Genomic DNA, 12,540 nt, shown 5'->3' on the forward strand with positions numbered 1-12,540 from the left:
GCGACTCCTCTACAGATCGTCGGTGTCGGGCCGGATCGCAAATCCGAATGCACCCTGCACTAGCCCGGATTGCGGTCTGGCTTCCGTCTTTCCCCCATCCTTGCGAACATGCTTTGTCTGAGACGTCGCATCCTGCGCCCGCGATTGCGCCGTGAACACCTTCTCAGCACCGGGCGCGCGTGCACCTGATGCTAGCCGCGCAACACCACCTGCGCTACCGCCTTTCCCGGTCGAGCGCAGTGCATAGCGAATCGTCCCAGCCGTGATGTCGAGCCCTTGCTGCTGCGCCTGCTCCGCGATCTGCTCCAGCGTATAGCCCTTCGCCTGCGCAGTCCTCACGCGCACACGCATGTCCTTCATCGCATCGCGCACCGTCACGCCACGTTCGGTATCCGGCTTCTCCGGCAGCGCGTCGAGTGCGCGACCAAACGCCTCCCATTGCGACTTCGTATAGACCTTCGCAACAGGCATCGTTACCCTCCTGAACATCGGCTACGCTTCGCTGTGACACCATCGTGCGCACGTCCTGAGCACGCGTCAACACGGTTTTTGCGCACGACTTGCCCGAGCAGGAACACACCGGCAGCGAAGGGAATGTAGGAGAACAACGCACTTTTTTGCGAATGTGGTGCGCGCGCGACACGCTTCACCAACGCATTTAGGAGCGCCGGGGTAGCGCTTGCCGTTCACTCCGGAGACCATCACCTTGACGCCGGATTATGGTTTCAGCTGCATCACATGTAGGCATGCAGACTGTACACGCCTAGCCGGGAACTGCTCATGGTGTTTCGCTCTCGTCTGCGCGTTCGATGCTCGCCCCATAGCGCACCGCTTGAATCGCACCGTCCACATCCTTTCACTCGTTCCGAGCTTTGCATAGGCTCCCAGCACACTCTCTCGTTTTGTATTTTCGTGCGCCGCGCGAAGCGCATCGATCAGCACATATACCCATTCGAATTTTTGTGAGCACCCAGCGCACGGCAGCGCGCACACTTCACACATTGGGTTCGCCACTGGTTCGCAGTTCATGACGCACTGGTTGCGCATCCCTTAACACATCGTTTTACGCAATGCGTTGACTCAGACACAACCTCACGTCGCATCGTCATCGCAAGGACAACGCACGCCGTTCTCCACGGCACGATCGGCCGTTTACTCGAAGGCAGAAACCTCTGCGCACGGGGTTTACTCTGGACCACAAAGAATGCACAGAAAACAAGGGATGGCAGGATTGGCCTCCGCCGGTTGTGGGCGCCGGCGACGCGCATAAGTTGTTACGGCACCCGCATCGAGTCTAAAAGTACCGGGACGATGACGAATTCTTGCGGCGACTACCGTCGGCCTCCCACACATCAATATGGGCTTCCCGATACAGGCACGATCGGTCACCACGTTGCCAGGCAAGCGAAGGGCGCGGCACCAGCTGAAGGACCGCGGTCCAACCACGACACACGAGGTCCCGTACGGCTACCTCATACAACATCAAGCCCCTCGCCACGGCGAAGATCATGAAAAGGCGTGCCAGAGATCCGGGGCAATGTTGCGCCGACATTGACCTAGCGATTCTCGCTCCCGAAAATGGCATTCGATCTCTATCGATCGGCGTTGACAGACACGTCATGAGATGCACCATATGTTATGTTTCAACTGTGCCGCGGAGGAAATGCTCCGGTGGGCCGGCGGGCAGCGAGAGTTTCGAGGCAGGAGAGATTTGACTTTTCGCTGGCAAGCATTACCGTCGATTTCGACGACCCAAAACGTCGCAACGCTTTTCGTCAACAGTCTGTTTGAACTACAGCAGCAAAAGCATGCAACTGTTCAAAACGGAAGAGGGATCGATCTGGATCAGCCAGTTCGCCGTTCCTGACCAGCCTGACGCAATCCTCCTGCTCGACGCTATCAGCTGGGTGTCCCCGGTGGAGTTCACGTCGTTGCTTCGTCCTAGCATCGAGACGGAGATCGCAAAATCGACGGCCCGGTCGCACTTTTTATCGAGCGCAAGCCACGTAATCTTGGCGGGCATCTCCAACGTTTCTATAAGGAAAGTCGTACCGGGCCGAGGCGCACTTATGGTGCTGCCCTTCGGCCGGTGGAGAGCATTGGGGCATATGCCCACAAAGTGGGCAGCGAAGGTGTTATTGCGACGCTCGCCACCTCGATGGTTCGTGCAAATCCATCGAAGTTTTTTCTTCATCCACAGCCGTCGGACCAGAATCGCGAAAACCGTCGGCCAGAAAATCGATTTTTTGACGTCATTGCGTCGACCTATTTCAACGCGCCGCTCAGGAATTGCCGCAGCCGCTCGCTGCGGCAATTGCCGAATACGTCGCCAGGTTTTCCGCGCTCGTCGACTTTTCCCTGATGCAGGAATACGACTTCAGATGACACTTCACGCGCAAACGTCATTTCATGGGTGACCACTACCATCGTGCGTCCTTCGCGAGCAAGTTCCTTCATTACCGTCAGCACCTCTCCGACCAGTTCCGGATCGAGCGCGGAGGTTGGTTCGTCGAACAGCAGCACTTCCGGATCAACGGCGAGCGCCCGCGCGATCGCCACTCTTTGCTGCTGCCCGCCCGACAGATGCGCGGGGTATGCGTTCCCCACTTTCACGGGATCGAGTTTCACCTTGCGCAGTACCTCGAATGCACACTCGCGCGCCGCTTCCCTCGAGCGCTTCTGCACGCGCATCGGCGCCATCATGATGTTCTCCAGTACCGTCAGATGTGCCCAAAGGTTGAAATGCTGGAACACCATTGCGAGCCGCGTGCGCATGCGTTCCAGTTGCCGCCGGTCCGCAGCCGCGAGGCCATGACGGGTCTCCTTCAGCCGGATCGGTTCGCCGCCTACGGCGATCGTCCCTTCATTCGGCTGCTCCAGCAGATTGATACAGCGCAGCAGCGTGCTCTTGCCCGATCCGCTCGAACCGATGATGCTGATCACGTCGCCGCGCACCGCGCGGAGCGAGACGCCTTTCAGCACTTCATGATCGCCGTAGCGCTTGTGAATATTTGTGAGTTCAAGAGCGAACATCATTGCCCTCCTCTGCGTTGAATGGGTGGGTGGACAACAGCGCGTCGCGCTTGCCGAAACGGCGGCGCAGTCGGGATTCGCGAGTGCCGGCGGTCTGGCGCGGACGCAGATGAACGAGCCAGCGCCGCTCGGCGAAACGGAATATCTGCAGCAGAGCTAACGTACACAGGCCATACAGCACAAGCGCCGCGATGTAGGGTTCGTAAGGTGCGGCGTAGCGCATGCTGACGGCGCGCGCGGTACCCGCAAGGTCGAGCAACGTGATCGCGGACGCGAGGGCGGTGCCATGAAGCGTAAAGATCACCTCGTTGCTATAGGCAGGCAATGCGCGGCGCAATGCACCCGGCAACAGCACAAAGCGCAGGCGAACCCAGCCGCTCATGCCAAACGCGGCGGCGGCTTCGAGTTCACCTGCGGCCGTGGTTCTCAGTGCGCCGGCAATGATTTCGCACGTATAGGCAGCGGTATTCAGGCCAAATGCTACCCATGCGCAGACGTAAGCTTCACGCAGAAAAACCCATAGCCAGCTCTGCCTGACGAACTCGACTTCGGCGAGGCCGTAATAGATTACATACATCTGCACCAGCAAAGGTGTGCCGCGAAAAACGTAGGTGAAAAACTGCACGGGGCCGGAAATCCAGCGCTTTCGCGAGGCGCGCATCACCGCCAGCGGCAAGGCCAGCAACAAACCGGACAGAACCGATAACAGCAGCAATTGGAGCGTCAGCAACAGGCCGGTCGTCGCCGTCCCGTCGGTCCATAGAAACAGTCGAATATTGTCGAAAACGATGCCGAAGTTCACAGTGCCACCTCGCGCGTGCCCATCGAATAGCGGTGCGTCAGACCTCGCAACAGCCACAGCGATAGCGTTGTGATGGCGAGATAGACCGCACCCGCCACGCAGAAAAACAGCAACACATGGTGCGTGGCGCGGCCCGCCGCAGAGGAAAGAAACACGAGTTCGTTGAGGCTTACCATCGACGTGATCGCCGAGGCCTTGACGAGCACGAGCCAGTTATTGCTCAAGCCCGGAAGCGCGAAGCGCATCATTTGCGGAAACAGAATGCGCATCGCGACCGTCGAGCGCGTCAAACCGAACGCGTAACCGGCTTCGAGCTGGCCAGGGGCCACCGCGAGGAAGGCGCCGCGAAACGTCTCGGCCAAGTAGCCGCCGTAGATGAGACCGAGAATTGTGACGCTTGCCGCGAACGAATCGATGTCGATGCCGCGGCCCGGGGCGAACGCATTGACAAGCTGATTGAGTGCCGCCTGGCCTCCATAGTAAAGAAACAGTAGCCAGACGAAGTCGGGGGCGCTGCGCGTCAGCCCCGTGTAGCCGCTTGCACAGACACGTAGCATCGCGTAACGCGACGTCTTCGCCAGCGCCGCCGTCAATCCGAGCATGACCGCTACCAGCAGCGAGCCGAACGCGACTTTCATCGTCACGATCGCTCCAACGAAAATTGCGTTCGCATAACCGTAAAGCATGAATCGTCTCCATGACCTATGTTTTACCTAGTCATCCTCAGGTCGTTCGCCAGCGATGTCCGTAGACGAACATCGCCGCCCGCAACGGAGGGCACGTCACGTTGCCTTGCCGGGTTGTCCCGCAAGGAAACGCGCCGCCGCGATCTCAGTTGCCGGTATAGATGTCGAAGTTGAAATACTTTTTGGCGATCCGGGCGTATTCGCCGCTCGCACGAACCTGTGCGAGTGCTTTGTCGAGTTGTTCAACGAGATCGGCATCCTCCTTGCGGACGCCGATGCCTATGCCGTCGCCGAAGTACTTCGGATCGGCGACGGCCGCGCCAGCGAACGCAAAGCCCGCGCCCTGCGGCATGTTCAGAAAACCCGAGGCCGCCAGCGGGGTATCCTGCAACGCGGTGTCGATCCGCCCGCTGCGCAGATCTGCAAACACTTCGTCCTGGGTCGGATAGGACACGACTGTCGCGCCGGCTGGTGCAAGAACCGCGTTCGCGAACGTCTCGTGAGGCGTCGAGCGCTGCACGCCGACGCGCTTGCCTGCCAGCGAGGCGGGCTTCGATGCGTCGTAGGGCGCGCCCGCTTTCGCGACAAGGCGCGCGCTGGCCGCATAGTATTTGTCAGTGAATGCGATCTTCTCGCGGCGCTCGTTGGTGATGGTCATCGACGACATGATGGTGTCGAACTTGCGGCTCATCAGCGCGGGAATCATACCGTCCCAGTCCTGCACGACCCAGGTGCAATGTGCATGCAACTGAGCGCATAGCGCGTTGCCGATATCGACGTCGAAGCCTTTGGGTTTGCCATCGGTTCCCATCTCGTTGAACGGCGGATAAGCGCCTTCAACGCCCATACGGATATCGGTCCAGGTTTTCGCCTGCGACACGGCCGATGCGCACACGAGCGCAATGGCACAAATCAACTGAAGCTTTTTCATTTCGGGGACTCGCTGGAAAAGAGGCTCCGGCCGTGCTGCCGCACGGCGCGAAGCGCAGTGAATCGACAACTTCGGCTTATAGGACTGCTTTCAGGGACTGCTCGATAATCGTCATGGCCTCGTCCGCGATCGGCTTCGTCACGGTCAATGGCGGCATCAGACGCAACGTGCTCGCACCGCACGACAGCAACAGCACTCCATTGCGCCACGCCTGCGTAAGCAACCGGTCCGTCATCTCTTTCGCGGGTGTGCGCGCGGTACGGCCCTGGATCAGCTCCACGCCGATCATCAATCCCTTGCCGCGAACCTCGCCGATCACATCCGGATACCGCGACTGCAACTCCAGCAGCCGCTCGGTCATGTAAGCGCCCATCGTCGCGGCGTTCTGCATCAGGCCGCCCCGCACGAGCTCCAGCGTGGCCGACGCAGCAGCGCAGCAGACCGGGTTGCCGCCATACGTATTGCCGTGCGCGCCGCGCTTCCACTTCTCCATGATCGAACGCTTCGCGACCACGAGACCGATCGGCATGCCCGACCCCACGCCTTTCGCCATCGTCACGATGTCCGGTTGCACGCCCCAGTGCTCGCACGCAAACATCTTGCCGGTGCGCCCCGCGCCTGCCTGCACCTCATCGGCAATCAGCAGAATGCCGTGGCGGTCGCACAGTGCGCGCAGACCCGGCAGAAAACTCTCCGGAGGCACTAGGTAGCCTCCCTCGCCCTGAATCGGCTCGACCAGAATGCCGGCGACTTCGTTGGCGGGCACGTTGCTCTGGAACAGTACGTTTTCGATGTAGTCGAGCACCGCCTTGCCTTGATCCTCTCCCGAGAGCAATGGGCGATACGTGTTCGGATACGGCACGTGCGTGACGCCCGGCATCGCTGGGAAAAATCCGGCCTGCTGCGAATACTTGCTCGCAGTGAATGCAAGCGAGCCCATCGTGCGTCCGTGGAAGCCGCCGATAAAACCGATGAAGCGCTGCCGGCCGCTCGTACTGCGCGCGAGCTTGAGCGCGCCCTCGACCGCCTCCGTTCCCGAGTTGCAGAAGAATGTCATGGCCGGCTCTTCGAACGGTGCGATTTCCGCGACGAGCTCTGCAAGACGGATCTGCTCTTCGTGCCAGTAGTCGGACGAGATGTGAAGGAATTGCTCCGTCGCGGTCCTGATCGCTGCGACTACCGACGGATGCGCATGTCCCGTCGAACAGACCGCGATACCCGCGGCAAAGTCGATGAACCGGTTGCCGTCCACGTCCCACACTTCCGTGTCGCGGCCGTGGCTCATCACGAACGGGTAGTCGCGCGGATAGGAAGGCGACACGACCCGCCGGTCGCGTTCCAGCATCGCCTGCGCGTTGGGGCCCGGCAATTCGGTTCTGATGTGTTGGTTTCTCATATCGGTTACCTGTCAAAGTCTGGGCCGTCGTCGGCCCGTTCTGTACAAATCACGCCCGCCGGGCGTGTTGTCCGCACATCCTGCTTCACGGAACGATGCGGGTCTGCGATTGCTCACGCATGTAAAGCGGCAGGTAGTAGCGCGAGGCAATCGCCTTGCCGGTACTACCGGATCCCTTCCAGCCGCCGAACGGCTGATAGCCGGGCCATGCACCGGTGGTCGCGCCTTGTGGACGGTTCGCGTAGGTCACGCCCGCTTCGACGTGGTCGAAGAACCACTGCACCTCCTGTTCCGCGCCATAGAAACCCGCGCTCAGGCCGAAGTCGCTGGCATTCACGAGTGCCATGGCTTCGTCCTTGCTGGATACGCGGCCGACCATCGCGATCGGCACGAACATTTCGACTTGCCAGAGCGGATGATCGAGTGGCGCTTCGGCGAGCGTCGGCGCGCAGAAAAAGCCAGCCGACGCGTTGTGTTCCCCCAGCGTTCCTCCCCCAGCGACGATCCGTGCGCCGTGTTTGCGCAGCATCTGGCAGTACTTGGGGAATGCGTCATGCGCCCGGCGCGTGGTCACGGGTCCGATCCACGTCTTTTCCAGCTGCGGCACGCCGATCGAAATAGTCTCGATTTCGCGCTGCAAAGCCACGATCAACGCATCGGCAACGGCGTTGTCGACATAGATGCGCGACAACGCGGAGCACTTCTGCCCTGACATGCCGAACGCCGAGCGAACGATGCCCTGTGCAGCAGCGGCAAGGTCGGCGCCTGCCGTGACGATGACCGCATTCTTGCCGCCCATCTCGGCAATGCAGGGCCGGGGCACCTTGCGCGCCATCTGGCTGCGCGCGATATGCATGCCCGCCGTATACGAACCCGTGAAAGTCACGCCGTCGATACCATCGTGTTGAATCAGCGCTTCGCCGACGGGCTGCCCGTCTCCCACCAGATAATTGAACACGCCTGTAGGCACGCCCGCATCCTGCAGGCACTCAGCGAGCAACACACCGGCCCAGGGTGTATCGATCGCGCCTTTGAGTACTACGGTATTGCCCGTTACCAGCGCGGCTGCGGTCGGTCCGCCCGCCAGCGCGAATGGAAAATTGAACGGCGCGATGACAGCCCAGACCCCATAGGGTTTCATTACACTGCGGTTGCGACTCGTCGCGTCAGGAAGCGGGTCATCCGGCAATGCGTGGTCGAAACCGCGGTTGTCCTCCATCGCCTGCGCGTACAGATCGAAAAATTCAGCGACTTCCGCGACCTCGCCCAGCGCTTCCATCCGGTTCTTGCCGACCTCCAGCGACACGGCAGCGGCAATCGAATAAAGACGCTCTTCAACAATGCGCGCGACCCGGCGCAGCAACGCGATTCGTTCCGCCACGGGTGTCGCCCGCCAAGCAGGCAGCGCGCGCCGGGCGGCCGCTACCGCGGCGTCGACGTCGCTGCAATCGGCAACGGCGAACTCGCCCAGAATCCTGCTGCGGTCGGCCGGATCGCGGGTGGTGACCCGCTCCTTACCCGCAACCCACTGGCCGTCGATCAGCATCCGGCCGTACTGCTTGCGAGGCGTCTCCTGCAGCGCGCTTACCGCCTGCGCGAAACGCTCGTGCACCTCGCGCGGCGGCGCGAACATCGTCGAATAAGTGAGCTTGAAATCGCTCATGTCAGACCTCCTCGTTGATACCGTGAACCTGTGTTTCGCACTCCCCGATCAGGCCATCCAGCACGTCCAGCGCGTGATGCAGTTGCTCTTCAGTGATGTTGAGCGGCGGCGCCAGAATGACCAGATTGCTTCTCACGCCGAACGACACGCCCACGGCACGTCCGTTGTCGACGAGCCGACGCAGCAGCGCGGACGTGCCGCCCCACTCCGTCAGTGGCGTCGCGGTGTCGCGATCGGACACGAACTCGACGATCATGAAGAGCCCTTCTCCACGCACATCACCGATCACCCGATAGCGCCGCTTCATTTCGACAAGCCGCGCGCGGAGTACCGCGCCAAGATCTTCGGCGCGCGGAATCAGTTGCTCCTGTGCATAACTCTGCACAGCCGCGAGTCCGGCCGCGCAGCACAGCGGATGCCCTCCATACGTCAGCCCCGTATAGAGCATCTGGTTCTCGAGCCGCCGTGAAATCTCTGCCGAAACGATCACCGCGCCAAGCGGCAAATGCCCTCCGGTCAACCCCTTGGCGAGTGTCATCATGTCCGGCCGCCCCGCGTCGCCGTACTTTTGCCAGGCGAACCAACGGCCCGTTCTGCCGAAGCCGCTCATCACTTCGTCGGCAATCAGCGGAATGCCGCGCTCTTTCGTGATGTGACGCAGGCGCGGCCAGAATTCCGGAGGTGCGATGATGCCGTTGGTGCCGGCACTGGGTTCCATCAGCACGGCCGCGATCGTATCGGCGTTTTCCCAGCCGATCACATCATCGAGATGAGTCGCACAGCGTGTCTTGCAGCTTCCGTATTGCAGACCGAACGGACAGCGGTAGCAGTAAGGCGGCGGTACGTGCACGACTTCCGCCATGCCGGGCGCCTGGCGCGTGGTGCGCGGATCTCCCGACAGCGCGCCGGTCGAAGGCGTTGCGCCGTGGTACGAGCGATAGCGGGTAATGATCTTGCCGTTCGGCTTGCCGCTCGCCCAACGTGCGAACTTCACTGCGTTCTCGTTGGCATCGGCTCCACCTAACGTGAAGAACACCCGGCCCCCCTCGAAGCCGCTCACGTCCAGCAATTGCTCTGCCAACTCCGCACGGCTTTTCGCCCCCCATTCCGATGTGACGAAGCAGAGTTGCTGCGCCTGTTCGCGAATCGCCGCGACGACACGCGGATGCTGATGCCCGAGATTGTTCGATTCCGCCAGACTGCTCATGTCGAGATACGAGCGTCCCTTGTCGTCGTGGAATATCGCACCTTCGCCCCCAACGATCGTCGGTGCGTCCCACTTCGTCTGAACGCACCACGTATGCATGACCACTTCCTTTTCGCGAGCCACCTGCTCTCCTCCACGAACCTGATGACGGGCCGCTGCGTCGGTGTGCAGCGGTCCCGTGTCGGATGTTGAATTCGACATCACGATAAAACATTTGATTTATTTTTAAAAGAAAATTTTCAATTGTTTCATTGTGCGGCGCAAAAACGCACCTCCGGTGGCGGCGCCGTCCGTGCGCCGCCAAGCCGGCGTACCGCTAGAAGCGATGAATCATGGCCGCGCGATACACCAGCTGGCTAGCGCCCGACGCTGCACCTGCCGATGCGACGTTCTGCGCGAAGTCCAACCCGGTTCCGGTTCGCGCATCCTGGACGTGCTGATATGCACCCTGGACATAAAGCGAGGTGCGCTTGCTCAGGTCATAGTCGAGCATTAGCGCAATCTGGTGCCAGCGTGGCTCGAACCTACCGACAGACGATTCGAGCGTCGCGCGCGTGAACGTGTACGACGCTCCGAACCAGAAGTCGGGCCGGAAATAGAACTGGCCGTTCGCTTCGAAGTTGTCGAATTTCCACGACTTCCAGGAACCCCCGGCCGGTTGCGTTGCCGCCGGCGGCAAATAACTGCTGCCAGTTGGCTCATAGACGTCGACATGCGAATACGCGAACGCCAGCAATGCCCGGTCGAATCGATACGACATTCCAGTCAACCGGTGTTTGAGCTAACTTTCGTCCGTCTATATTTAATATGCATACCTAATTATCCAAAGCGATCTTGTGCCGATGCTCTTATGCCGCGAACCATTGCGAACTGAGATCCTCCGCCCTCGTGGACACTTCACGTCCGCTCGACGGTCAAACTCACCTAGCTCCGCCTCGGTGCAACAACACGGACCAGACAATAAAACAAAAAATTAATTTTTCACAAATATTTATCGTTTGATCAATTTGAAGAAAGATGTCCTCTTCGCTTATCACTCGTCACGACGTTGATGGCCCGCCGGCGGTGCGCGCGTAAGGCCACACGAAACCAAACAGTAATATATTGTTAGCAAAATGCAATAATAAATCATGTGTTTCCGCAGAGCGGTATATTATTTCGCTTGTTCCACGACGTCGGACACCCATACGTTGAGCCACGCTTTTTACCGATACTGAACATGCGATGACAAAAGACGAACTCGAAAACCTCATCAAGGCTCGCTTCACATTGCTGACGCCGAAGCTGAAAGCCGCGGCGCGTTATGTGCTGGACTCGCCCAAAGAAGTGGCGCTACTGTCGATGCGCGCGGTTGCGTCCAACGCCGAACTGCAACCGGCTTCGATGCTAAGGCTCGCGCGCGAACTCGGTTTCGATAGCTATGAGGACTTTCGAGCTATATACATGGAGTGGGTATCGAACCACGACAGTACGTTCGTTAAACGGGCCGCGGAATTGCGCCGCCGTTCCGCGCACGAAGGCAGAAGCAAGCTGCTATCGGAAGTTTTCAACACGGAGATGGTCAATCTCGACCAAACGCTCGGCGACCAGAACGCGGCGGCATTCAACACAGCAAGACAGGCTCTCGGGCGAGCGAGAAACATCTATATTCTTGGCCTGCGCAGCCTGTTTCCGGCAGCTTACTACCTCCATTACGTGTGTTGTATGTTCTGCGGCAACACAACCCTTCTGGCCGGTACGGGCGGCACACTTGCCGACGAACTGCGCCGAATCGATGCAGAGGATGTGCTTATCGCCTTCAGCTTTTCACCGTATGCAGTAACGAGCGTTAACGCGTGCGATTTCGCCCGCGAACGAGGCGCGAAAATCATCGCGATTACAGATAGTGCGGTTTCGCCAATTGCGGTCGGCGCAAGCGTGACGCTGCTTGCGCCAAATACCAGCCCATCGCTCATACCATCGATCTTGCCCGCGATGGCGGTTGCGCAAACGCTAGCCTCACTGATGGTCACTGACGGAGGCGAAGAAAGACTTGCGGAGATATCGAATAGCGAGACGCAGTTGCGCCGATTTTCAGTCTATATCGAGAACTGAGAAGACACGTGATCAATCCCATCGACCCCACCAAACGCGTCGAGCCATCTCGGGCCGTTACCACTTCTGATGCAGTGCCTCAAATCGCATGTTTCGCGTAAGTGCCGTTGAGAATTCCGTAGACAAGCGTTGAACAACTCGGTAGGTTCAGCGAGCCGTTCGAAGAAGGGGATTAGCTCGATGCAGCTTGAGGTGGATGCTTCGCCACGTTCCAGGGCAACAGTTCGTCGATGAGGTTCGCTTGTTGATCGGCGATGCGCCTAGCCACTGATTCTAGGCAGGCGCGCCGATTGATTCCGTTCAACTTGCACGAACCGATCAAGCTATACATTGCGAAGGATCGCTCGCCACCGCATCCGGAACCGGCGAACATGAAGTCCCTCCGACTCGAAGCAACGCAAAGGTGCTTTCTCCAAGCACGTTGCTGATCTGGCCGCTGCCGTTGGCGCAGAACAGCGTTAGCCCATCGCAGCGGCTCAGCGAGTAGTGGATCGCTTCGACCAGCGGTGCCTTCGGCCAAAGGCGTCGTGAGTTTCTCCCTCATCGGCGTCTTGAGCGTCGCGAGAAACGGGCTGCTTTTTCCTGCCTCATGCGTCTGCGCTCGTCCGGTGGTTTGCTGCGGATATCAGCTTTGATTCCGTAGAGCTCGCTGGTCAAGTCAAGCCATTACCTTGTAGTTTCCGAAAGGGCCGTCTCATCAGCGCTGAAAGCTGCCGGCACGCGTGATC

Annotated in this window: 12 protein-coding genes; 1 reads left to right on the forward strand and 11 read right to left on the reverse strand. The window is 59.8% G+C overall.

What is annotated here, in order from left to right; all coding sequences use genetic code 11:
• Nucleotides 1–9: 9 nt before the first annotated feature.
• The 10 genes from FFS45_RS29605 to FFS45_RS29650 form a co-directional block, all read right to left on the reverse strand.
• Nucleotides 10–471 carry a hypothetical protein gene (locus FFS45_RS29605; RefSeq protein WP_137958188.1) on the reverse strand — a complete coding sequence of 154 codons (462 nt, stop codon included), beginning with the start codon at nt 469–471 and terminating at the stop codon, nt 10–12.
• Nucleotides 472–1,792: 1,321 nt separating this feature from the next.
• Nucleotides 1,793–2,023, reverse strand: coding sequence for a hypothetical protein (locus tag FFS45_RS29610; protein ID WP_137958189.1), 231 nt, complete (start codon nt 2,021–2,023; stop codon nt 1,793–1,795).
• 242 nt (nt 2,024–2,265) lie between these two features.
• On the reverse strand, nt 2,266–3,033 hold the full coding sequence (locus FFS45_RS29615; RefSeq protein ID WP_137958236.1) for an ATP-binding cassette domain-containing protein: 768 nt from the start codon (nt 3,031–3,033) through the stop codon (nt 2,266–2,268).
• Nucleotides 3,020–3,835 (reverse strand): ABC transporter permease subunit, encoded by an 816-nt coding sequence (locus FFS45_RS29620; RefSeq protein WP_137958190.1) that lies wholly within the window; start codon nt 3,833–3,835, stop codon nt 3,020–3,022. The genes FFS45_RS29615 and FFS45_RS29620 overlap by 14 nt, the downstream gene beginning before the upstream one ends.
• The gene (locus tag FFS45_RS29625; RefSeq protein ID WP_137958191.1) at nt 3,832–4,521 is read right to left on the reverse strand and encodes an ABC transporter permease subunit; all 690 of its coding nucleotides are present in this window, start codon (nt 4,519–4,521) and stop codon (nt 3,832–3,834) included. Before FFS45_RS29625 ends, FFS45_RS29620 begins: the two co-directional genes overlap by 4 nt.
• Nucleotides 4,522–4,666: 145 nt before the next feature.
• A complete protein-coding gene (locus FFS45_RS29630) occupies nt 4,667–5,452 on the reverse strand; it encodes an ABC transporter substrate-binding protein (protein ID WP_137958192.1) in 786 nt (261 codons plus the stop codon).
• Between the two features lie 76 nt (nt 5,453–5,528).
• On the reverse strand, nt 5,529–6,848 hold the full coding sequence (locus tag FFS45_RS29635) for an acetyl ornithine aminotransferase family protein (RefSeq protein WP_137958193.1): 1,320 nt from the start codon (nt 6,846–6,848) through the stop codon (nt 5,529–5,531).
• A gap of 85 nt (nt 6,849–6,933) precedes the next feature.
• Nucleotides 6,934–8,511, reverse strand: a complete 1,578-nt coding sequence (locus tag FFS45_RS29640) for an aldehyde dehydrogenase family protein (protein ID WP_137958194.1) — start codon at nt 8,509–8,511, stop codon at nt 6,934–6,936.
• 1 nt (nt 8,512) lies between these two features.
• A complete protein-coding gene (locus FFS45_RS29645) occupies nt 8,513–9,919 on the reverse strand; it encodes an aminotransferase class III-fold pyridoxal phosphate-dependent enzyme (protein ID WP_212745776.1) in 1,407 nt (468 codons plus the stop codon).
• Nucleotides 9,920–10,034: 115 nt separating this feature from the next.
• Entirely contained in the window at nt 10,035–10,478 is a 444-nt protein-coding gene (locus FFS45_RS29650) for a porin (protein ID WP_137958196.1), read from the reverse strand.
• A gap of 464 nt (nt 10,479–10,942) precedes the next feature.
• On the opposite strand from FFS45_RS29650, the gene FFS45_RS29655 reads away from it, so the two are divergent.
• On the forward strand, nt 10,943–11,812 hold the full coding sequence (locus FFS45_RS29655; RefSeq protein ID WP_137958197.1) for a MurR/RpiR family transcriptional regulator: 870 nt from the start codon (nt 10,943–10,945) through the stop codon (nt 11,810–11,812).
• Between the two features lie 172 nt (nt 11,813–11,984).
• On the opposite strand, the gene FFS45_RS42905 is transcribed toward FFS45_RS29655, so the two are convergent.
• Complete coding sequence (locus FFS45_RS42905) at nt 11,985–12,356, reverse strand: transposase domain-containing protein (protein ID WP_349292332.1); 372 nt, start codon at nt 12,354–12,356, stop codon at nt 11,985–11,987.
• Nucleotides 12,357–12,540: the final 184 nt, after the last annotated feature.

The sequence above is a fragment of the Burkholderia sp. 4M9327F10 genome (assembly GCF_005503145.1).
Classification (GTDB): Bacteria; Pseudomonadota; Gammaproteobacteria; order Burkholderiales; family Burkholderiaceae; genus Paraburkholderia.